The organism is Paenibacillus sp. R-74696 (genome assembly GCF_055814915.1).
Genome location: NZ_JBPULM010000030.1, coordinates 394,641 through 417,489, shown reverse-complemented (window position 1 = coordinate 417,489; position 22,849 = coordinate 394,641). Strand labels below are relative to the sequence as shown.

The 22,849-nt window shown below is 44.4% G+C and carries 16 protein-coding genes and 1 pseudogene; 12 read left to right on the top strand and 5 right to left on the bottom strand.

The window, feature by feature from the left end:
- Nucleotides 1-7: 7 nt before the first annotated feature.
- Nucleotides 8-748, bottom strand: a complete 741-nt coding sequence (locus ACSR9A_RS13465; RefSeq protein ID WP_473757689.1) for an NHL domain-containing protein — start codon at nucleotides 746-748, stop codon at nucleotides 8-10.
- Between the two features lie 180 nt (nucleotides 749-928).
- On the opposite strand from ACSR9A_RS13465, the pseudogene ACSR9A_RS13460 reads away from it, so the two are divergent.
- The 12 genes and pseudogenes from ACSR9A_RS13460 to ACSR9A_RS13405 form a co-directional block, all read left to right on the top strand.
- A pseudogene (locus ACSR9A_RS13460) lies at nucleotides 929-1,314 on the top strand (transposase); the annotation flags it as partial.
- Nucleotides 1,315-1,591: 277 nt separating this feature from the next.
- Nucleotides 1,592-4,723 carry a carbohydrate binding domain-containing protein gene (locus tag ACSR9A_RS13455; RefSeq protein WP_473757688.1) on the top strand — a complete coding sequence of 1,044 codons (3,132 nt, stop codon included), beginning with the start codon at nucleotides 1,592-1,594 and terminating at the stop codon, nucleotides 4,721-4,723.
- Nucleotides 4,724-4,742: 19 nt separating this feature from the next.
- Complete coding sequence (locus ACSR9A_RS13450; RefSeq protein ID WP_473757687.1) at nucleotides 4,743-6,434, top strand: S-layer homology domain-containing protein; 1,692 nt, start codon at nucleotides 4,743-4,745, stop codon at nucleotides 6,432-6,434.
- Between the two features lie 80 nt (nucleotides 6,435-6,514).
- Nucleotides 6,515-8,050 carry an ADP-ribosylglycohydrolase family protein gene (locus tag ACSR9A_RS13445; protein ID WP_473757686.1) on the top strand — a complete coding sequence of 512 codons (1,536 nt, stop codon included), beginning with the start codon at nucleotides 6,515-6,517 and terminating at the stop codon, nucleotides 8,048-8,050.
- A gap of 116 nt (nucleotides 8,051-8,166) precedes the next feature.
- Nucleotides 8,167-9,951, top strand: a complete 1,785-nt coding sequence (locus ACSR9A_RS13440; RefSeq protein WP_473757685.1) for a cache domain-containing sensor histidine kinase — start codon at nucleotides 8,167-8,169, stop codon at nucleotides 9,949-9,951.
- 42 nt (nucleotides 9,952-9,993) lie between these two features.
- Nucleotides 9,994-10,728, top strand: coding sequence for a response regulator transcription factor (locus ACSR9A_RS13435; protein WP_473757684.1), 735 nt, complete (start codon nucleotides 9,994-9,996; stop codon nucleotides 10,726-10,728).
- Between the two features lie 138 nt (nucleotides 10,729-10,866).
- A complete protein-coding gene (locus ACSR9A_RS13430) occupies nucleotides 10,867-12,171 on the top strand; it encodes an ABC transporter substrate-binding protein (protein ID WP_473757683.1) in 1,305 nt (434 codons plus the stop codon).
- A gap of 77 nt (nucleotides 12,172-12,248) precedes the next feature.
- Nucleotides 12,249-13,139, top strand: coding sequence for a carbohydrate ABC transporter permease (locus ACSR9A_RS13425; RefSeq protein ID WP_473757682.1), 891 nt, complete (start codon nucleotides 12,249-12,251; stop codon nucleotides 13,137-13,139).
- Nucleotides 13,136-13,948: a carbohydrate ABC transporter permease gene (locus ACSR9A_RS13420; RefSeq protein ID WP_473757681.1), complete on the top strand. Its 813-nt coding sequence runs from the start codon at nucleotides 13,136-13,138 to the stop codon at nucleotides 13,946-13,948. Before ACSR9A_RS13425 ends, ACSR9A_RS13420 begins: the two co-directional genes overlap by 4 nt.
- A gap of 15 nt (nucleotides 13,949-13,963) precedes the next feature.
- Nucleotides 13,964-14,878 (top strand): glycoside hydrolase family 130 protein, encoded by a 915-nt coding sequence (locus ACSR9A_RS13415; protein WP_473757680.1) that lies wholly within the window; start codon nucleotides 13,964-13,966, stop codon nucleotides 14,876-14,878.
- Nucleotides 14,853-15,632, top strand: a complete 780-nt coding sequence (locus ACSR9A_RS13410) for an alpha/beta hydrolase (RefSeq protein WP_473757679.1) — start codon at nucleotides 14,853-14,855, stop codon at nucleotides 15,630-15,632. Before ACSR9A_RS13415 ends, ACSR9A_RS13410 begins: the two co-directional genes overlap by 26 nt.
- Before the next feature lie 50 nt (nucleotides 15,633-15,682).
- The gene (locus ACSR9A_RS13405) at nucleotides 15,683-17,626 is read left to right on the top strand and encodes a glycoside hydrolase family 127 protein (RefSeq protein ID WP_473757678.1); all 1,944 of its coding nucleotides are present in this window, start codon (nucleotides 15,683-15,685) and stop codon (nucleotides 17,624-17,626) included.
- A 265-nt stretch (nucleotides 17,627-17,891) separates the two neighbouring features.
- Here ACSR9A_RS13405 and ACSR9A_RS13400 read toward each other — a convergent pair whose 3' ends face one another.
- The 4 genes from ACSR9A_RS13400 to ACSR9A_RS13385 all read right to left on the bottom strand — a co-directional run bounded on the left by ACSR9A_RS13400 (nucleotide 17,892) and on the right by ACSR9A_RS13385 (nucleotide 22,680).
- Nucleotides 17,892-19,331, bottom strand: coding sequence for an L-fucose/L-arabinose isomerase family protein (locus tag ACSR9A_RS13400; RefSeq protein WP_473757677.1), 1,440 nt, complete (start codon nucleotides 19,329-19,331; stop codon nucleotides 17,892-17,894).
- A 33-nt stretch (nucleotides 19,332-19,364) separates the two neighbouring features.
- A complete protein-coding gene (locus tag ACSR9A_RS13395) occupies nucleotides 19,365-20,669 on the bottom strand; it encodes a carbohydrate kinase family protein (protein WP_473757676.1) in 1,305 nt (434 codons plus the stop codon).
- Nucleotides 20,572-21,474: a sugar phosphate isomerase/epimerase family protein gene (locus ACSR9A_RS13390; protein ID WP_473757675.1), complete on the bottom strand. Its 903-nt coding sequence runs from the start codon at nucleotides 21,472-21,474 to the stop codon at nucleotides 20,572-20,574. Before ACSR9A_RS13390 ends, ACSR9A_RS13395 begins: the two co-directional genes overlap by 98 nt.
- A gap of 165 nt (nucleotides 21,475-21,639) precedes the next feature.
- Nucleotides 21,640-22,680, bottom strand: a complete 1,041-nt coding sequence (locus tag ACSR9A_RS13385) for a LacI family DNA-binding transcriptional regulator (RefSeq protein ID WP_473757674.1) — start codon at nucleotides 22,678-22,680, stop codon at nucleotides 21,640-21,642.
- Nucleotides 22,681-22,849: the final 169 nt, after the last annotated feature.

The following is a 22,849-nucleotide window of genomic DNA, read 5'->3' as shown; positions in this document are numbered from 1 at the left end:
CGTAAACCTAATACACATTTCCTGCGCTATCAACCGCTATTTCACTAGGATATCTCAAATTTGATTTCACGGTACTGATTATTCCTGTCAATGGGTTAACTTTTCGGATACGTAGATTCGTAGTATCCGATATATACAGATATCCGTCTCTATCTACTGCTATTCCTACTGGATATTTCAATTGTGCTGAAGCGGCTAATCCGCCGTCCCCCGAAAATCCGGCAACACCCGTACCTGCAATTGTACTGATTATACCCGTCGCTGAATGAACCATACGGATACAACTATTTAATCTATCCGTGAATAATAAATTCCCCTTGCCGTCGAACGTGACTGCCACGGGTGTATTTAATGAAGCAGACATGGCCAAACCGCCGTCTCCTGAATATCCGGCTGTACCCGTACCTTCTACGGTACTGATTTTTCCAGCTGAATCAACCTCTCGGATACGATGGTTATCTCTGTCCGCAATATATAGATTGTCGTTATTGTCGAACGCTAATCCTCTAGGAAGATTAAGCTCAGCAGATATGGCTAACCCTCCGTCCCCCGAGTATCCATGGGAACCTGTACCCGCAACGGTGGTAATATTCCCTGCTAAGTCCATTTTCCTGATAACATGATTCATCGAGTCTGATATATATATGCTCCCTACGCTATCGATTGCTATTCCAGTTGGCTGGGACAGTTTTGCATTTAAAGCGGGCCCTCCATCTCCTGAATATCCCTGTGTACCCACTCCAGCCACGGTTTCAATAAACCCTCTCGTCGTCGCGGCGCCAACACTATGCCCCATACCTAGGTATACATTTGTTGGTTAACCAGTCGTGAAAATGGGTGTGCAAAAAAGTAGTAGAGGGGGGAGTGGGGGCTGATAAATGCCGGATGGTGGCAGAGCACATCGCTAGCTGCGATGAGGTCAGGGGCTACGAAACCTACGTATACCCTAGCTGCTGCGGATGAAGCCAAGCAGCAAGTCTTTACTGAAGTGGCGTTTCCTGCTTTGCAAAAAGAGTAATGGACGAAGATATTGCTCATTTGCTTTTCGAAGATGAGTCCATGATCCGGGATTACCAAGCGCTTCAGCATACATGGGTTCTTAAAAGCAAACAACGCATCATCCAGACCACAGGCAAACATCGTGGCGTCAAATTGTTAGCTGTACTGGATGATATGACGGGTCAAATTCTATGGAAAGAAGATGAGCAACATAACGCAGAGACATTTCAGTCTTTCCTACAAATGGTGGTTGAAGCGCACCCACAAGGAAAGATAGTCATGATACTGGATCATGCTCGTATTCATTATGCGAAATGACTACAGCCCTTTTTGGAAGATTACAAATCGTCATGCTTATTGGGCCGTTGTGTCGAATAGGTGACGATCTTTATTCGTGTTTCCTATTTAAATTCGATCAGGTTCCTCTGCGATGACCCAATATAGATCGTTATAGTCATCACAAGACTATAAATGTAAGGGTGATCCATTATCCGGAGCAAATGAATATGATAACATTTTTATTGTAAGCGGTATCATTTTGAAGTGCGAATCCACGATACCCTATAACATAATTTGAAGGGGCGAGAACAGGATGAGAAGTAAGCTTACAGCATCATTTTTTTATTATGTAATGGGTTTTAGTTTCATTGTCATGCTAGTTGTGTTGTTCTACACACCTACGTCAGCATATGCGGCCAATTATTACATAAGTAATAATGCCTGCAGCAATGAGAACACGGGGAACTCCGGAACGCTCACGGCTGGAAACGAAGGTCCATGGTGTGATTTCACGAATGTAAATGCCAAGACATTTGCAGCAGGAGACACGATTTATCTTGAGCGGGGAGGCAGTTGGACGCAAGAGTTCAAGCCTAGCGGAGGGACAGGCACGCCAAGCAGTTGGATTGTTGTCGATGCTTATGGCACAGGTGATCGTCCTGTTATTCGTGGCAGCAACAACGCGACGGATAAGACGCTTACGTTACTGAATGCTGATTTCTGGGAAGTCCGCAATTTGGAGTTCAGTCATGCAGGCATAGGACCGCAGTTTCTGTACTCGACAACCGGCCATCAAGGCATTGTTTTTCGAAATAATTATATCCATAGCATGGTGGGAGGGCCTAATGCAATCGCGGTGCAAGTCAGAAGTGCTGATAACGCGGTTACTCCATCTTCAGGACAGTGGCTGGTGAAGGATGTAGAGATTTCGCATAACGAGATCGGGCCAACAACCTCTTATGGGATTGTTGTCATGCATAATAACTCTGCTGCACCGACGAGCACATTCCAAAACGTACTAATTAAAAATAACGAACTGCAGGACATTTCCGCCAAAGCTCTCGTATTTATGAGTACAAAAAATTCGTATTGGATTGACAATCGGATAGACAAAGCGGCCAACGCAAATCAGAGTGGTGGAACGACGGCAAGCTTTCTATTCGGGACTCAGAATATGACGATAGCCAATAATCTGTTTTTAAATACACCAGACACGGGCTCGACTGATCAATCCGCGATTGATAACGAAGGGAAAAATGACTCCAATAATTTCAGAGGCAATTATTTTGCTAATAATTATGGAGGAGCTTTGGAATGGCTGCTATGTAATTGTGTCGTTCCCGACAGGTTCGGTACTGATTTTAATAGCAACAATGAGGTGATAGGCAACACGTTTGTCCGTAATGGGGGAGGGGCCATTTGGGCAACGAGCGATACGGGGCAAACAACTGGAACCATTAAAGACAGCCTGTTCTTCGAGAATGAATTCATTATTGATGAAAGTAAATTTATCGAATGGTCGGAAATATCGAATAATGTTTTCATTCCGGCCGCTAGCAAAATCAACAATGCTGCGAATGAGTTTGGAGCGACAGGAACTACAGGAAACTGGTCGTACCAATTGTTCGATGGTACTAGCTATGCGAGCTTGACGTATGACCTGGCGGAGAAATGGTACGGGACTGCGGGCGGTCATATTTCACAGTTTAATCTAAGCGCTTCCGATTCAGCGGACCACTGGATCTCTAACGCATGGACAGCTCCATATAATGGCGTGATTAGTATTCGAGGGCAAGTATTTAAGAATGAAATCGGTGGTGACGGTGCACTAGCCCGCATAACCAAAAACGGTCAAGTCATTTGGCCAGCCGGTAATGCTGCACAATTAATCGCATCCGACGATTTGGCAGGATACGCGACGAATTTGGATGCGATCTCTGTTAACCAGAATGATGTTATACGGTTTGAGGTTAATAATGGCGGGACAAGCACAGACCATGATGTGATCAGTTGGGCACCAACAGTAGCTTTTACAAATGGCGGACATGATTCTGCAAGTGATTCCATGCTGCCTGGTGCTATTACGGACCTTGCGATTAGTTCCATCGATCATAACAAGGCGGTATTAACTTGGACGGCATCAGGAAGCGATGGGGCAACAGGCACAGCGAGTCGTTATGATATCCGTTACTCGACTTCGCCGATTACCGATGCGAATTGGTCAAGTGCTACAAGAGTAGGAAATAGACCATTCCCTGAATCGTCTGGCACTTCACAGTCCGTTACCGTGCCTTTTTTAACGGCCGATAGCCTATATTATTTTGCTGTGAAAACAGTAAATGGCATTCCTAATGAATCTCTCTTATCCAACGTAGCAAGCGCTTCAACTTTAGCAGATATTACTGAGCTCGTTAATCCCGGATTTGAAGAGGGGATAGCGCCATGGGCTGCACAAGGGGCTTCCATTGATGTGAGCAATATCTATGCACATTCGGGGAATTATTCGCTTTGGGCCTTTAATCGAACGGATACTTGGGCGGGAGCCAATCAAGACATTACAAGCTTACTAAATGTAAAAGGACCAGGTAATTATTCCTTTGGGACATGGGCGAAGTACGCTAATAACTCAGCCGGGGGATTTGTAACGATAAATATTACGGATAGCGCGGGGTCACGATGGTTTACGGCACCTATAACGATGATAAGCCATGAGCATTTTACTGAGATCACAGGTGTTGAGAATATTACATGGACAGGCACGGTTAGCAGCGCAATGATGTATTTTCAGTCAGACGGTTCGCTAGATGATGTCTATTTGGATGATTTCTTTATCAACAAGGTTACGGAGTCCAGCAATGAGTCGACGCTTGTTGGTGACGACCAAATATACAATGGGGAAGAGTTTGGGCTAACGTACGGACTGAAAGATTTTAATGTGAATGGGTTTGAAAACATCTACGCGCAGGACCTGGTAATTACATTTGATTCAACGAAGCTAGAATTTATCGATGCTATTTCTTTGAAGTCAGGATTTGCTGTGCTTAGCCATCAGGCAGTTGAACCCGGGAAAGTAAGAGTCATTGCAGCAGCACAAGGGACGGGGCTTGCACCTAACGGGGATTGGTTGAAATTTACGTTCAAAGCTAAGCCTTCGACTCAGAACACAGAAGCGGTCACCGCCTTAAGTGACATTGTGGTTGCAAACAGTCAAGGAGATGAGTTTGAAGTGGCAGGCATTTCTCATGCGGTTCAGATTCAAAAACGAGGAGACCTAAACGCGGATAGCAGGATCAGTATAGGCGACCTTGCTATAGTTGGCTCCTATTATGGGAAAACATCCGCCGATGCGAACTGGAACAGTACGTATATGAAGGCTGATTACAATCAAGACAATGTAATTGATATTGCGGATATGGCCGCGATCGCTCAGCTAATATTAAATTGAAATGATGGGAGGGACAGCGATGATGCTGTCTCTCTCGATTTTCATAAAAGGATGGGGTCCATTAATGAAAAATAGATGGTTGAAATTAAGCTTAGTCATTTCTCTAGCTATTGCTGTTTTTGTACCGAATCAAGCAGCAGCAGCACCAGTACCAGTGCCAGTGCCTTCTTATTCCTTAATGGCTTCGACACTGTCGATTCAGGCTGGCAGCGAGTTCACGGTTAGAGTCGAAGGCAGCAACATCGTCGATCTTTATGGCTATGAGGTAAACCTAACGTACGATTCAACTCGCCTACAGCTTCAGGAAACCAAAGATAAGATTGGCAGTTTTGCTATTGATCCTATCGTTACTCAAAATCGAATTCAATATGCGAGCACCAAGATCGGTCCAGTGCAGGGCGACAATGGATCGTTTACATTAAGTGAATTTAAATTTAAGGCGATCGCTACTGGTGCCTCTTCCATTTCTTTAACGTCTGTCAAGGCGATTAATAGTCAATTGTTATCGACCATACAATATCCGACAGCTAGAGCTAGCATTCAGATTAGCTCAGATTCTTCTGTCAGCGGCAGTGAAGTCATACAGGGGAATAGCAACGTTTCAACTCCCGTGAAAATAATCGATCAAATTGCTGTTGCGAAAGTGGATTCCACTCAAAAATCCGTTTCTATTCTTAATAGCGAAATTGGAAGCCTACCGCTTAAAGTTCAAACGCCACTTCTGACGATAAACGTTAAGCCGGAAGTGATACAAGCATTGAGAAACCAGTTAGGTAATGTAAAGGATGCCTTACTGAAGGTTGAATTTCTTCCCCTAGTCGATGAGAGCGGAATTGCGGAAACGATTCTGAAGCAGCAGCATGCTAAGGTGAAAATCATTGGACAGCCATATGATATTAGCCTTGTGCTTGTTGCCCCTGATGGGCGGAAAGCCATAGCGGAGCAAGTAGGGTCTGGCGTAGAGCTTGTTTTCTCTTACTTGGACAAAGAAATGGATAGAGAGCTTCTAGGTGTCTATTATTTCAACGAGGCAGCTAGTAGTTGGGAGTATGTGGGTGGTACCCTCGACGCTCTAACAGGTAGGGTAGCTGTTTCGCTTGATCATTTGAGCAAATATGTTTTGCTAGAGTACAACAAAACCTTCAAGGATATTCCGGCAACTCACTGGGCATCCCGAACGTTACAGATCATGGCAGCCCGGCATATTGTTTACGGTGTGACGGATGACGAGTTTAAGCCAAACTCATCCACGACTAGAGCCGAATTCACATCATTATTAGTCAGAGCACTTGGTATGAAATCAGAAGGTGCAGCTGTTACTTCTTCATTATTTGCCGACGTTGCAGCTGGGGCCTGGTATGCGGGCGACGTGGAAATGGCTTACGAAGCAGGTTTAATCAACGGAATTTCTGAAGGGCGATTCGACCCAAATGCTAAGATTACACGCGAGCAGATGGCTGCCCTTATCGTAAGGGCATTCGAATGGAAAACCAAGAAAGCTATGCAATCATTGGATGAGCCAGTAAGGTATCGTGACGCTAACGCTGTTTCCGGATGGGCAGCCAAAGAAGTTGAAATGGCACTTGCTGCGGGTTTAATGAGAGGTAAGCCAGGCGAGCTATTTGATCCAAAGGCGAATTCGCTTCGTGTTGAAGCGGCGCAGGTCATGATGAATCTCTTGAACCAAATATCCATACTTGAAGGACTATAAATGTAAGGACAGACCATTAAGATCGAAAATCGGATTCGATATAATAAACTTGTTCATCTTTACTATCAGGAGGAGATACTGTGAAGCTAACTTTTCAGGAATATAAAAGTAAATTGGAAGGCTGTTGGTTAGGGAAAAATATCGGAGGGACGCTCGGAGCCCCTTTTGAATGTAAACGCGGCGTATTCGATGTTTCGTTTTATACACAGGAGCTGTATGGGGAGCCTTTGCCGAATGATGATTTGGATTTGCAGCTGATCTGGTTGAATGCCGCTGAAAAATATGGAAGCGCTTTGAATGCACATATATTAGGCGAGTATTGGATTTCTTATATCTCTCCTAATATGGGAGAGTATGGAGCAGGGAAAAACAACCTGCGTGCAGGAATTGTGCCTCCATTATCTGGCTACAATCATAACCTGTATCGTGATAGCAACGGTGCATTCATACGCTCCGAAATTTGGGCCTGCCTTGCACCCGGGCATCCGGAAATTGCCGTTAAATACGCCTATGAGGATGCAATCGTCGATCACAGCCATGAAGGAGTCTATGCGGAGGTATTTTGCGCAGCTATCGAAAGTGCAGCTTTCGTAGAAAGCGATACTTACCGATTAATAGACATCGGGCTATCCTATATCCCAGAAGATTCCGGCATTGCAAAGGCCGTACATACGGCCATTCATTCTTATCAATCTGGAGCTACTTGGCAAGAAGCAAGAATACATGTATTAACGGCGGTACCTGGAAGCTTTGGGCTGCTGAGTACTTCCGCGATACAACCTCAAGCTGAAGGTGATATTCCAGTAGGGCCTATCGGTTACGATGCTCCTAGCAATGTTGGCATTATGATCATCGGTTGGTTATATGGTGAAGGTGATTTCGAGAAAAGTATTTGCATCGCCACGAATTGTGGAGAAGACGCAGACTGTACAGCAGCCACGATTGGGTCCATTATGGGTATTATTCTTGGCAAAGAGGGGCTTCCTGCGAAATGGCTCGATCCGATTGGCGACTCCATCAAGACCATAACGCTCAATGTATGTGATCAAGGGACACGTATTCCTTCCACTGTCGGAGAGCTGACTGAACGAGTGATGCGGCTTGCTCCTGAATTTCTAGGCTCCGAGTATTGCGACCTGCTTCATGCAGGGGAAGGTTATCTGATTGACATGAATGAAGGTGACGAGCTGCTTGATCATCCGGTTCACATTAATGCATGGAAAGACAGTAGCTTCAAAGACACGCTATCCCTTAGTCCTTTTACGGTAAAATATGACTTTTCTATTTTCAACGCATTCTTGTTTTATGGACAGGAACCAGTGGTTAGTGAAGGAAAGCCTCGTACCTTTAAGCTGATGATTGAAAATAATTTATACATGCAGCAATTTATTCAGGTGAAATGGCATGTTCCAGCTGATTGGGAAGTAACACCGGGGGCACATCTGGGCTTTCCTCTAGAGCACTATCATTGCAATATCGGCATGACAGAAATTGAGTTTACTGTAACCGGTCATGGGCTCTCACAACCGAGATATGACCTCTTGATAGAGGTGACATCTGTAGGCCGTCCTACCAAAGGGATAATCCCCATTGTATTAATAAATAATGGCTATTGATTCATGATAAGATGATATTGAAAAAAGTAAGCGTTCTCGCTTGCTTTTTTCATGTTTCCAGACACTTTATATGTTTTAATGAGGTTAACGGCTAACCGATAGAAATGAGGTGCAGGATGCACAAAATTAAATTCAAGTTTTCTAGTCTAGGCATGTCTAAAAAGCTGGTCATTATCTTTGTTTTCATGCTGATTATTCCGATTACCATCTCCGCGCTCGTTTCTTATAACTATTACCGGAAATCAATTGAACAAAATACGGCTGATTACGTTTCACAAACGTCCTTGGAGGTTCTAAATCGAATAGAGGATTATATTGAAGATATGCGCATGATTACGAAGATTCCGATGTACTCCAGCGAGCTTCAGAGCTACATCGCCTCTCCTGAGAATGGAATAGAGAAGGACAGCCGCATCGATTTTTTTATCCGCTTGATGTCCGATATGAAGAAGGGGACGAATGCAGTCTACATTTTCGACAATTATGGCAACACCTTTTACCGCAACAGTCTGAATGGAAACAACAAGGAGATTGCCACGCACTATGACCGCTTAAAGCAAATTGCAAGGGACCAGAGCGGCTCTGCCGTATTAATTAATACGCAAGCGGGCACAACAGCTTCTGGAAAAACGAAATATGTGTTAACGATGGTTCGTGACATCATTGATTTAACGACGTATAAGCCTGTTGGTTTTGTAGCGGTTGAGACGGATTTAAGTGCGGTAGAAGCTTATTTCAAACATCTGGATCAGATTACGGGCGGTAAAACAACAATTGTAGATAATAAAAACAACGTTATTTTTGATAGCGCTTACGAGAATATATCGAGTTCATGGGGAGACTTGGAAAGCATTGAGAAATCACAACAGGATTCGGGTAATTTCCATATTAATCAGAAAGGCGAGCAATATTATGCCATTTATTTAACCTCTCAGAAGCTGGGCTGGAAAGTATATGTATACGTGAAAACAAAGGAATTGTTCAGCAAAGCAACAAAGGTTCGTAATTCCACGCTAATTATCACTTTCGCGATTTTGCTCGTTACCTTGATCAGCTCCGTATTCATTTCTTTGGCATTTACCAAACCGCTGCGGGCATTAACTCGGTTGATGAAAAAGGTGCAGGAGGGGGATTTCAGCGTTAGCTTCCCTGTCCGATTCTCAGACGAGGTTGGTATATTGGGACTTAATTTTAACCGGATGATCAAACGGATCGATGAATTAATTAAAGACGTACAAGCAGCCTCTTATCGGAAGCAGGAGGCGGAAATGGAAGCGCTGCAAGCTCAAATTAACCCGCATTTTATTTATAACACCTTAGAGAGCTTAAGGATGAAGGCGCTGCTTAATGAAGATAGAGAGGTATCCCAAATGTCCTTATTTCTCGGGAAGCTGCTGAGGTACAGCATTATCCAAGGGAGAGAAATCGTAACGGTAAAACAGGAAATTGAGCATCTCACGAACTATATCAAGCTTCAAAACTACCGATTCGAGAATCGGTTTTCCCTGCAGAATCACATTGATGTCAAGCTTGAAAACTATACGATGATCAAGCTTGTCTTTCAGCCTATTGTTGAGAATGCCATATTCCATGGCCTCGAGAGTAGGTCGGGCAAGGGTAGCATCACTATTTCATCCAGGGTGGAAGGTGAGATCTGTTACTTTACCTTTGCAGACGATGGCATTGGCATGACACCCGAAATGGTAAGTCAATTGAACAGCCGAATTCAATTGGGGAATGAGAATAGCAGCGGAAACAGGGTTACGGGTAGTGGGATCGGACTTAGAAATGTGAATGAACGTATTAAGCTTCACTTCGGGACCAAGTATGGTTTGTTTGTTTACAGCGAGCTGGGGAAAGGTGCCGTTGTTCAATTGAAGCTGCCCATGATGGAGAGTTGAATCTACTGCACCTATGTTTTCATCTAGAGAGGAGAGCGCCGTATGTTAAACATTGCGATTGTGGATGATGAGGTAGCCATATTAAAAGGAATGACCAAGCTTATAGGTGAAATGAATGCAAACTATCATGTACAAGCTGCCTATAACAATGGACAAGAAGCGATAAACGCGTTAAATGCCATGCAATCAGGGAAGCTCGATCTGCTTATTACCGATATTAAAATGCCATTTATGGATGGCTTGGAGCTCATAAAGGAAATTAAAATCCATCAGCCGGATTTGTCTTGCTTGATTATTAGCGGCTTCTCGGATTTTGATTATGCAAGGACAGCCATGCGCTACGGTGTATTAGATTATCTGCTTAAACCGGTAGACCCTGATGAGCTTGATGAGAAGCTGTCTGCTATTCTTCTAGCCAAGCAGCAGCCTATTAGAGCGGCAGCGGTAAATGGTGACGAGAAGAAAGCGATTCGCGTCGTTAAAAGCTGGATATCGGATCATTATCATTTGGATTTGGACATGATCGCTATTGCAGAACGCGTTCACTTGAATCCGAATTATCTATCTCGCTTATTTAAGCTGGAGACAGGAGAAAGCCTAACTGGTTATTTGATTGATGTTCGAATGCAGAAGGCAAAAGAACTTCTGATGGAGCAGACTGAACTAAAGGTATATGAAGTAGCCGAACAAATTGGATATCAGGATTCTACGTACTTCACCAAGCTATTCAAGAAAATGAACGGCTACACGCCGTTGGAATATCGGAATAAATGCTGAGGTGAAAAGTGTAATCGTAACTATGGAAATGTAATTACAGACCATTAAGGTCACGGAAATGCTATGTTACAATTTTATATGTAAGCGATATCATCGGCCGAATGATTCAGCTGCAATAAGACAAATAGGGGGATTTGTATGGGGAAAACATCAATGAGCAGTTTATTGGCAGCCGTTCTTTCTATGTCGTTGATTTCCGCATGTGGTGGAAACAATGCAAGCAATAATAACGGGCAATCAGAGGCGAGCACACCTCCAGCCGAGTCTGCAGCAGCAACGGAAACGTCGTCAACCAGCGAGATTAAAGGGAAGATTACCTTTGCAATCAACCGTACGGATGTAGATGAGAAGCTCAAAGAATATGCGGCGAAATTTCATGAGAAATACCCAGAAGCAGAAGTCGTGATCGAGCCTATTAAGGATTATGAAGGCACTCTAAAAATTAGGTTAGCTTCCAACGAGGCACCTGATGTCATGTACATGAATGCGATTATTACGCCAACGACCGATTTATGGCCGGAGTTTTATGCCCCTATAGACGACCTTGGATACGAAGGGAAAACGTACCTGCCGCTATCTAAATTTGAAGGAAAAGCTTATGCCGTTAGTGAAGGGGTATACGTGACAGGGGTTTTATACAATAAGAAAACATTCGCCGCAGCGGGTATTGATGCCGCTCCGAAAACCTATGATGAGCTGCTTGCTGCCTTGGAGAAGTTAAAGGCCAAGGGGATTCTACCGATGGGAAGCATGCTGAAAAGCAATTGGCCGCTTGGCACATGGGAGACGGTAGCCTTTGCGAATACAGCGGATTCCAATGCGATGTATGAGCAAATGGCTAACGAGGATGCCCCGTACAATCAAGAGAATCCCTTAGTAAAAGGATTTAGTTTTGTTAGGGGTTTAGTAGATAAAGGGTATTTCGAGAAAGATCTGCTTTCCAGCGATTGGGATATTCTGAGAAAACAGATGGCTTCTGGTGAAGTAGGAATGCTTTATCTGGCTAACTACGGTTTGGCAGCTCTAGAGGGAACACCAGCAGAAGATATTGGATTTTTCCCGCTACCTATCGATAATTCTGGAGAGCCCGTCACCATGATGACACCAGGCTGGAATGTAGTCATTAATAAGAAAAGCAAAAATATGGAGACTGCCAAAGCCTTTTACAAATTTTGGATAGAAGAGTCCGGTTACCAGGACTATACCGGCATGATTCCAGCTCTTAAGGATATGAAATCTAATAATAGTCCGCTTGCGGAGTTCCTGGCTAACGGGCCGCGCATTGTTACGGTATTGCCTCCGCCGGATCGTTACAACCAAATTTTGAACAAATCACAAATTACGAATCCAACGATCCTACAGGAAGTGATGTTGAACAAAGACAGCAACATTCAGCCTATATGGGATAAGTACAATAAAAAATGGGCAGATGCAAGAAAATAATAAGGGGATTATTGGAGAGCAGGGCGCTGCTATACGCAATCAACTGTTCTCCAAATAAGCCGGAAAGGCTGCTGAATATGGCTATTCTATCGTTGCGAATGCAGAAGATTATTATTCTGTGGTCGTTTCTGATTATTCCTTTGCTGCTGCTAGGTGTATTCACGTATTACCCTGCAATCAGTTTGATTTCAATAAGCTTTACGGATTGGAATGGAATTTCATCGGTAAAAACAGGAGTAGGCTTGGATAATTACATTCGGGTGTTTAGTGATCCCAAGTATTTCGAAATCTTTAGTCATAATCTGATCTACTTTTTTGTAGGCTTTGTGCAAATCGGCTTATCTCTTTATTTCGCGGTCATCTTAAACAGCAAGCTGCGCGGAAGAAATGTCTTTCGTGCGATTCTGTTCTCGCCGTATATCATTAATAGCGTAGCCATTGCATTTATGTTTACCTTTCTGTTAAACAATGAAGTCGGTGCCCTAAACGTCGTGCTGAAGGAGATCGGTCTTGGGTCTTTATCCATGAATTGGTTGAGTGATCCGAAGATTATCAACTATACGCTGGCTTTTATGTCGACGTGGAAGTACATGGGCTTTATGATGGTTATCATCATTGGTGCCCTTCAATCGATACCGAATGATATTTATGAGGCAGCAAGCATAGACGGAGCAAACGGGTTTCAGGCGTTCCGCTTCATTACACTGCCGAGCCTAAGAAGAATATTGGAATTATGCTTTTTCCTAAACCTGAATGGAGCTTTATCTGCCTTTGAATTTCCGTTTGTCATTTTCCCATCGGGTTCACCCCTCGGCATGAGTGATACCTTCGTAACGAATACACTGCTGACCTCTTTCCGCTACAGTGATTTCGGTCTAGCTTCTGCAATGGGTGTTCTGTTAATGATCATTACCATCATTCTAGTTCTAGCTCAAAGATGCCTGCTCTTCGGGAGGGATGAGAAATGATTCGCACGCTTAAATATATCAGTCTGTTAATTGCTGCAGTCTGCATCCTGTTCCCGCCTTACATTGTGATAGTAGCGGCGTTCAAGACTCCAACAGAGTTTGCGTTATCGGCGGGGTATGCACTTCCAGGCAGCTTCTTTAACTTTGATAATTTTGCAAATGTTTTGCAAAAGGGTAACTTCCTGCGTTCTTACTTTAATATTTCGTACATTATTATTCTCTCTCTCGCTGGAAATATCTTGTTAGGCACGATGGTGGCTTATGCACTAGGCAGGTTTCAGTTCAAATTGAGGTCATTGATTCTAGGGGCATATGCAGGTGCGCTTGTCATTCCTGGAATCACAACTCAGGTAGCGACCTTCGGAATCATCAAGAATTTGGGTTTGTTTAATACTCACTATTCCATGGTGCTTCTATCACTCGGCGCAGATGTTGTTCAAATTTATATTTATTTGCAATTTATTAAAAATATCCCTTATGAGCTGGATGAGAGTGCTTATTTAGAAGGAGCGTCATTGTTTCGAATTTATCGATCTATTATATTTCCGCTCCTTACGCCAGCAACAGCGACCATTCTAATCTTGCGCACGATTAGTATTTATAATGATTTGTATTCACCGTATTTGTATATGCCTTCTCAGAGTCTAGGCGTTGTCACGACTGAGCTGATGAGGTTCTCCAACAGTTATGGCTCGTCCTGGACGATGCAGTCTGCTGCTATTATTCTCGTAGCGATTCCGATGGTTATCTTTTATTTGGTTCTTCAGAAATATATATTTTCAGGTGTAGTTAATGGAGCCGTGAAATAAGAAGGGGAAATGATCATGAAAACTAGAGTGCTGACCAAATATGTAAACAATCCAATCATGTCACCTGAACAAATGCCGCAAGAGGTGTTGTACACGTTTAATCCGGGGGCAATTAAATTTAACGATGAATACATCATGATGATGGACGTCACGACTTTGGATGACATTCATCGCATTTGGATTGCAAGAAGCCATGATGGGTATAAGTTTACTCCAGACCCTGAGCCAGTCAATTGGCCTGCTCCGGATCCGGACCATCCAGAGACCTGCACGTATGATCCGAGGATTACGCAAATAAGCGAGAACGAATTTATTATTTTATACGCCAGCGATTTATCCCAAAACGATGTGAGAATCGGCATATTGCGTACTTCCGATTTTGTCCATTTCGAGCGTGTTTGTACGGGAAGCGAACTTGGCAATCGGAATGGCGTGTTATTCCCTGAGAAACGGGATAATCTTTATGTGCGTTTCGATCGTCCATTCGGAAATGAATTGAACCCCTCCTATATGTGGGTCAGTTATTCTCCAGATCTTGTATTTTGGGGAAAAAGCAAACCTCTTTCCTATGAAGGCAAGCCATTCCGAGACGGATACAAGATGGGAGCAGGCGCTGTGCCAATCAAGACCGACAAGGGCTGGCTTGAGATTTACCATACCGTATCACAGACTTGTAATGGATTTATTTACCGGCTCAAAGCTTGTTTGCTCGATCTTGAAGATCCTTCTCGCGTTATTGGTTATACAAGGGACTATATATTATGGCCGGAGCATGACTACGAAATGAAGGGTAGAGTGGCGAACGTCGTATTTACTTGCAATGCGATCGTTGAGCCAGATGGTACGGTCAAAATTTACTACGGCGCGGCGGATACGAATATTGGCCTCGCAGAGGGGCGTCTCGATGACATTATCTCAGCCTGTGTTTAATTTGGAGGCTCAATTGCATCCCTATATAACAGCCGGCAATCATCCAACAGGAGCCATCATCATTTGCCCTGGCGGAGCTTATGGGGGTTTAGCAGAAAACGAGGGTGAGCCAATCGCCCTTTGGCTGAATACAGTAGGCATTTCCGCTTTTGTTCTGGAATATCGCGTGTCACCACATAAGCATCCGGCTGCATTATATGATGTGCAGCAAGCAATCCGGCATGTTCGCGAACATGCCGGGAGCTGGAATATAGATCCTAATCGTGTAGGCGTTCTCGGTTTCTCAGCAGGGGGACATCTAGCTTCAATGGCAGCTACTCAGTTTGATTTGCGAATACCTGGCGATGATGAGACAGCGCAGACAAGTTGTCGTCCGGATTTGATTATTGCTTGTTATCCTGTGATCAGTTTTGGCGAATACCGTAATGATCCTTCGATGATCAATCTGCTCGGTGCTTGCCCGGAGGAAGCGTTCAAGCGGCAATTATCCTCCGAACTGCGGGTCACAAGCCAGACCCCGCCAGCCTTTCTATGGCATACGGCTGATGACCAGGCTGTTCCCGTTGAGAACAGCTTGTTGTTTGCACTTGCGCTCAGTAAACATAAGATTCCATTTGATTTGCACATTTACGAGAGTGGCCCGCACGGAATGGGATTAGCGACTGGGAATGACCATGTAGGAGCATGGAAATCTTCGTGTGTAGAGTGGTTGAAGATTAGGAAGTTCATTCCATCAGCTCAAAAGAAAACTTAATCATCATAATAGCTACCAAAGTCAGGAGATGAATTCGTATGTTTAAGAGAGTGAACAAAATTCCTTACGATCAGGTGTCGATCAATGATGCTTTCTGGTCTGAGAGACTGGCCAGTATGCGTGAGCATACACTGCCGCATTTATGGGACAAATTCAGGGAAGACGGTTTTTTCCGAAACTTTGCCAGAGCTTCTGGAAGCTTGAAGAGTGCTTATGAAGGAGCGATCTTCAACGATGGTATATTTTATACGATGCTTGAAGGAGCTTGCTGGATTTATAAGGAGTGTCAGTCTCCTGACGTCCTAGCTCTGATAGATGAAGTTGTTGACAAAATTATCGCCATGCAGCAACCGGATGGTTATTTGAATTCTTATATCATAACGGTTGCTCCAGAACAACGATGGAGCGATCTGCTATTCGGACATGAGCTCTATACGGCTGGCACTTTTTTCGAGGCGTCCGTTGCACACTTTGAAGCAACCGGCAGTGAAAAATTGTTAACAGCGGCTTGTCGGTTTGCGGATTTAATTGATGCGACCTTTGGCGTGGATAAACGACTTGTTTATGAAGGGCACGAAGAGATAGAGCTCGGCCTAATCAAATTATTCGAGCTCACAGGCGAACGAAGATATAAGCAGCTGGCGGAGTTCTTTATCGAAATGAGAGGCAATCCCGAAGCTGAAGAGCAAATGTATAACGGTTGGTCGGCACTTGAAGGCGTTCCTCGTGAAAGAGGAGCACTTCCGTTCAGAGAGTACGGCATAGCTAAGTACATGCAGGCACATTTGCCTGTTAAAGAACAAGATACTATAGAAGGTCATGCAGTGAGAGCAACCTATTTGTATGCTGCGGTAACGGAAATTGCTGGAATGAACAATGACGCGGAGTATGCGGAAGCCATGCATCGCTTGTGGTCGAATATGGTAAATAAGAGAATGTACATTACAGGCGGGATTGGGGATAACGTCTGGCGGTGGGAAGGCTTCTCCACAGATTATAATCTGCCAAATGACGAAGCATATTGTGAAACTTGCGCTTCCATTGGCTTGGTATTTTGGAGCAGTCGGATGAATCTCCTTTTTGCGGATGCGCAGTATGCGGATGTATTGGAGCGGGTTCTTTATAATGCGCTTTTGGCCGGAATCTCTTTGGATGGAAAAGCATTTTTTTATACGAATCCGCTTGAGAACGAAGGAAGTCATCTACGCCAGCCTACATTTAGCTGCGCATGCTGTCCGCCTAATTTGACCCGGTTTATTCCTAAGATCGGTGAGTACATTTATGGATTGAAGGATAAAGAATGTTATGTGAATTTGTATATTGGCAGTGAGACAAAACTAAACATCGAAGGAAATACTATAAAACTAAAGCAGGAGACACAATATCCTTGGAATGGAATGACCAAGCTTACTATAAATCCTGAGGCCCCAACGTCGTTTACTTTAAAGCTACGGATACCGAGCTGGTGCAACCAAGCGGAAATTCGGGTGAATGGCGATTCAATTCCTCTAATAACGAATAAAGGCTATGCAAAAATTGATCGACAATGGCAAGAAGGAGACATCATCGAACTTTTGCTTGAGATGAAGGTCAAACGGGTGGAATCACATCCTAATGTCGAGAGCAACCGCGAGAAAACGGCTTTGGTGCGAGGGCCGCTTGTGTATTGCCTAGAGGGTGCTGACCATGATCATGATGTAAGAGATCTGGCTTTGAAGCGCAATTCTGAGTTCAGAGTTGAACATGTTTCCGAATTGCTCGGCGGGGTGACTGTTATTAAAGGTTCTGGTAGTGTCATAAGAAAAGCAGAATCCGCGCATAGGGAGCATTTCTGGCATACGCAGTTGTATGCAGAGACTGAGAGCTGCGAATGGCAGGAGGAAGCGGTGGACATTCAGGCTATACCTTACTATGCATGGGCTAATCGTGAGCCCGGAAGCATGGCAGTCTGGATTAATGATACGCCGAAATGGACGAAAGCTGGTCGAAGGTAGTCCTAACATTAGCTTCATTAGAATTCATTAACCTGTTGTTGTCTATAACCGCTAGCATAAATTGAAGTGCCTTATGAAAGATCCACATTAAACCTTGGTATCAGCCGAGATTAGATGTGGATTTTTATTATGGGATGGTGAAGCCCGAACGGAGACGGATATTTCTTTAGATACAGATAGAAAACAAGGTTTTGCCATATGCGAAACAAAATGCAGCTAACCTAACAGGCAGGTGAGCTGCATTTTTCTTTTTAGCTATTGTAGGCTAGCGATCGTGACGAGCTTCTTCATGACGATAGGTTTTCCAGCCCATATACTTGCCAAACGCTTCCTCCATAGAATCAGCAACGCTTGACATATTGGATGATACATGGTGTTCAAAGCCATTTTCACAAATATAACGAAGCAGCTTTTGGAATTTCGGTACTTGGACAACACCGTAACCTCCGAACGTCAGCAGTGGATCACGCGTAAACTGTCCTTCACCCGTATAGACTGCAATACCGCCATTCAAATCATCGGTTGCAATGCCGCAGTACGTGAATGTACTTGCTTTAATTCGTCCTTGGATCGTACCGAGCGTATTTTCCCTGCCCACCGTACCTGATAGGATCTCATGGTAATCCATATGAATTTCTTCGAAGACTTCCTTAGGCAAATTACTGCAGTGGAATACTACGCCTTTGTTCGGATCTTCCCCATAATTGTTGTTCCAGTCCAGCAATGCGCTTGGTCTGCCTGATGCCTGCTGCAGCGCATACATTCCGACAAGACCTGTAATGTCTACTTCGCAAGCGCTTGGAATCAGGCTGCTGCTCAGCATACTCATGATGGTGCAAGGCACGACACCAAAATATTCTTCCATGGAAGTCCAGCATTGCAGCGCCGTCCCCGATAGGTCATTATCGTTCATCCATTCCTCGACGACAACCCCGAGAGACGCCATACGAACCAAATTAGCCTTTGGAAATCCCTTTACATCGACATAAGCTGCGATTTCTTCTAGTTTACGTTTCACTGCGGGGTCATCTTCTTTGCGTTTGCCTGCTCGTCCGAATACTTCTGATAGATCCAATGTCTCAATCGTAATACCTGAACGCTCTAGCAGCTTTTCACTGTAACGGACGGTATTGAAGGAGGCTGGCCGGGCACCAATAGAACCGAGGCGAGCATTGCAAAGCGATTGGACAACACGGCAGGTAGCTGCGAAGCGTCGTAAATCAATTCGAAAGCTATCGCTATCTGGAGCTACGGTATGTAGTGTTGTCAATGTGAACGGAATGCCGTACTGCTTCAGGTTATTGCAGACTGACATTTTACCACAGAAGCTGTCGCGTCTATCTTGGATGCCCATCAAAGTAATATTGTCACTGAAGGCGTGGACGAGGATAGGGACGTTCAGACCCGAATAACGGATCGTGTTCGCAACAGCCTTCTCATCACCAAAATTAGGCAATGTGATGAGAATACCATCGATATGGTCGCGGTTAGCTTTAAATAAATTCCCGCAAACTTTGGCGTCGTCCAAGGTCATAACCGCACCGTTCTTAGTTGCATTTATGTCCAAAATGACGACATCGATGCCTTCTTCTTCAAGCACACGCAGTATCTCCACACGTCCTGTGTCACAGAGGTGACTAGGGAAAAATCCGCGATTGCCTACAATAACGCCAAGCTTCGTTCGTTTTAATTCTTTCCGTGCCATCGTTTGTATCCTCCTATAGGGGTAGCCCCAATATTAATGGTTATTCGTTGATTGTTTGTCTGCAGGCCCTGCCCATATGCCTTCTTGTTCTCTCCAATACCAGCCTTTTAATGGTCTACCGATAGGAAGCCGCTCCCAGCCCGAATGAATTCGGTTCTGAACCGTTTCCCATGGCTGGATACCGCCTGTCGCACCAAGGTGTTCGACACTGAAGGCTCCGACTGCTACGGCTCCGGTCATCGTAGCTGCTGGCCCAAGCTGAAGGATAAGACCTTGTATGAAGCCGGCAATTGTACAGTCTCCTGCACCTGTTGTGCCTATGACATTCGTACGAAAGCAAGGTGCCCATAACTCACGGTTTTTCCATTCCTCGCGAATGTCCAGAGCCAATTGGTTTGTTGAATGCAGCAGGAGCTGTTGGGAGCTGCGCATATATAATCCCGATGCGCCGAGCTTGAGTATGACCATGCCGCAGCCCATTTGGAGAAGTTCATCTGCAAGTTCCTGAATGGTCTCCTCAGGCACTACCTCGCATAAATCTCCGCCTAGCTGAAAGTATTTTTCATACTGGTCACGATTAATCATCATTAACATCTCTTCCAGACTAGGCATGAAAACGTCGACATAAGGAAGACATTTAGTTAATATGCCAATCCAATCTGCTGAGAAAGCGGCTGTCCCTTTACCTGGCATCGCCATATCTAGAGAAATGCTCATTCCTTTCGCCTTGGCCGTTCGTAGAATGTTGGATAATTGATCGCCACCATCGGCGTACATGCTTTTCATTAATGGGGGATAACCGAAATGAAAATGGCGAGATCCACTTACTTGGTCCCAAGCGATATCATGCTCGGAGAACGTGTCGTTTGTACCAGGGCAGTGCAGGAAAATACGATCTATCCCTGGAGGGTTGAGGACTATCGTATAGGAGCTAGTTTCTCCTGCTACCTGAGTAATGCCTTCCGCAAGAGAGGAATCAATGTCTCCGAGCAGTTTTAGGGTCAAGCTTCCGAAAAAATCGTCACTGACTTTTCCGATGAGACTCACGTTCGTCCCAAGCTGATGTAAGGCAATGCCTGTATTCGACACAGCCCCGCCTGTACAATATTCTGCCTCGCCTACCTCTACGAGAGTGCCTGGTAGTAGATGGCGGTTGCTGGGCTGAGTAGAGATGAACCTCGGTATAATATCTACCGAGATATGTCCGCACACGATGACGTCTACCTTTTCGGTAGACTCCTTATTGCGTGACATATTTCCGCCAGTAAGCAACAGATTCCTGATGATCAGGAATAATGTCGAATTCGGATGACCATGCTTCACGATGATAAATTTCAAAGATCAGCTCCGCTTCAGTAGCACCAGATGCTTCAAGGGCTTCAATGACTTTATTAGCGTGAATAATGCCTATTTCGTTGTATGCACTCGTGAATGGCCAATGTCGGCTGTATCCAGCCTCTGTTTGCTGGAGGTGGATAATGGGAGATTCGCTTCCCAGCTCACGAATCCAACGATACGGGTCGCGATCGTTCGGATGAGGGGCATGACCGGGATCAAGACAAAGTTTAAAAGGAAGACCCGCACCATCATTCAACCTTGCGAGCAGCTCCCTTGTTTCCTCAACGGTATTGGCGAACTCACGAGGAATGGACATCGGCTCGAAGATCATGCAGTTCATGCCGAGGTCTCGGCAGAACCAGCTGAGCTCCTGCCAATATTTGATGCCTTCAGCTGTTCTCTCTTCTCTGCATGCAGGATCATCGTAGTCATTGAAGGTAAGAATACCTGGGTGGCCGCCAGTCATCTTTGCCCCCATTCTTGAGGAAATAACAGCAAATTTCTTGAACCAATTCAGCCATGCCTTGCGCTGCTTGGCATCGGGATGCATGAAATGATTGACTCTAGTGAAAGAACTGAGGAAGCTGCTCGTTATCGAAAGCCCATATTTATCTGCGTTCTCTATAATTTGCTCCGTCTGTTCTTCAATAATGTCATCAGGGAGGTAGACGTTAAGGAGGTCGGCGACAAATTGGACATATTTAAGCCCCATTTCTTCGGCGACGATTCGTGTCCATACTTTTGGTTCAGGGTATTTGTTATTCGCGAATCCCATATTAATTCCTAGCTTCAAATCAAGCGTCATATAAAAGATATCCCCTTTACGTTCGATTTACATTAACGATAATGTTAACGTTAATGTTAATTAATATAGATCATATTGAAAGAGCTGTCAACGATTTATTACAGGGAATGGCAACAAATAAAACCCTTCATCTCTAGAGGATGAAGGGCAGGTGGAGGTGGAGTATTATTCCAGAAGCGATTTTGTACTACCACGGATAATTAGCTTTGCATCAGCGATTTCGTGATAGTGAAGTTCTGTATTTTGCTTATACATTCGTTTTATTAATATTTCAAAGGCTTTACGAGAAGTTTTACCTTTGGAGTTGCTTATACTCGTCAACGGAAAGGGAATATACATCCGTGATTGAATGTTATCAAAGCCCACAATGCTAATGTTTTCGGGTACCTTAATATTACATTTGTTTAAGAAAAAGACGGATTCCCACGCCATCATATCGTTGAAGGCGAATATGGCCGTAAACTGCAGCTTCGATTTGATCACTTCTTGGAGCTCATCTCTAGAGCCTCCCGAGATCGTAGATACTTCACGAATCAGTTCCGATCTTACGGATATTCCATATTCCTCCAAAGCTCGTTTGTAACCAATAAGTCGCTCACGAGCACTGGAAATCGAATGATGGGCATTAAGGAATAAGATCTCCTTGTGTCCAAGCTCTAATAGGTGCTGCGTAGCTAAATAACCACCCTTTGCATCATTGCTAACAACATAATCCATCGTGTCATTTTCCAAGTGGCGACCGAGAAGCACAAACGGGATTCCTAAGCGTTGAAGTATTTCCATATTGTTGTCGCTGCCTTGAGCGGGACAAATAATGATACCATCGACGTTCTTGGACAAAGCCGAAAATATCGCATTTTTCTCTACTTCTTGATCCTCATAGGAGTTTAAGATGAATGTGGTATATTCTTGCTTCCTTGCTGCCTTCTCAATTTCTTTCACAGCTATAGAGAAATGGGGATTCGATACATCAGCCACGATCACTGCAATGGTCTTCGTCATTCCCGAACGAAGAGAGCTAGCCAATGCATTACCGATATAGCCGAGCTCCTGTGCTTTTAGTTGGATGAGTTCAATTGTTGTCGCGGAAATATCTTCTTTATTCTTAAGCGCACGAGAAACGGTATTGACCGTAAATCCAGTCTGCTCGGCGATATCCTTTAAAGTAACGGCTCTAGTGGTTTTTTGATCCTTTTCTTTGCCCATTTCATCATTCCTTATCCCGAGTATCGGCGGTCCATTAGTATATGGTTTAAATACTAATGACAGCTATGCGAGTTGTCAATGTGACCGTGTAGCCAAGTATAGGTCAAGCACCTCAACGTAACTACGGATTCAACGCTAAATCCCTTTGCTTGTTAAAGGCGACGAAAAC

What these genes read in the sequence shown, in the direction of transcription:
- ACSR9A_RS13455 (WP_473757688.1), top strand. Translation starts at nt 1,592, where the DNA reads ATGAGAAGTAAGCTTACAGCATCATTTTTTTATTATGTAATGGGTTTT.
- ACSR9A_RS13450 (WP_473757687.1), top strand. Translation starts at nt 4,743, where the DNA reads ATGATGCTGTCTCTCTCGATTTTCATAAAAGGATGGGGTCCATTAATG.
- ACSR9A_RS13440 (WP_473757685.1), top strand. Translation starts at nt 8,167, where the DNA reads ATGCACAAAATTAAATTCAAGTTTTCTAGTCTAGGCATGTCTAAAAAG.
- ACSR9A_RS13435 (WP_473757684.1), top strand. Translation starts at nt 9,994, where the DNA reads ATGTTAAACATTGCGATTGTGGATGATGAGGTAGCCATATTAAAAGGA.
- ACSR9A_RS13430 (WP_473757683.1), top strand. Translation starts at nt 10,867, where the DNA reads ATGGGGAAAACATCAATGAGCAGTTTATTGGCAGCCGTTCTTTCTATG.
- ACSR9A_RS13425 (WP_473757682.1), top strand. Translation starts at nt 12,249, where the DNA reads ATGGCTATTCTATCGTTGCGAATGCAGAAGATTATTATTCTGTGGTCG.
- ACSR9A_RS13420 (WP_473757681.1), top strand. Translation starts at nt 13,136, where the DNA reads ATGATTCGCACGCTTAAATATATCAGTCTGTTAATTGCTGCAGTCTGC.
- ACSR9A_RS13415 (WP_473757680.1), top strand. Translation starts at nt 13,964, where the DNA reads ATGAAAACTAGAGTGCTGACCAAATATGTAAACAATCCAATCATGTCA.
- ACSR9A_RS13410 (WP_473757679.1), top strand. Translation starts at nt 14,853, where the DNA reads ATGACATTATCTCAGCCTGTGTTTAATTTGGAGGCTCAATTGCATCCC.
- ACSR9A_RS13400 (WP_473757677.1), bottom strand. Translation starts at nt 19,331, where the DNA reads ATGGCACGGAAAGAATTAAAACGAACGAAGCTTGGCGTTATTGTAGGC.
- ACSR9A_RS13390 (WP_473757675.1), bottom strand. Translation starts at nt 21,474, where the DNA reads ATGACGCTTGATTTGAAGCTAGGAATTAATATGGGATTCGCGAATAAC.
- ACSR9A_RS13385 (WP_473757674.1), bottom strand. Translation starts at nt 22,680, where the DNA reads ATGGGCAAAGAAAAGGATCAAAAAACCACTAGAGCCGTTACTTTAAAG.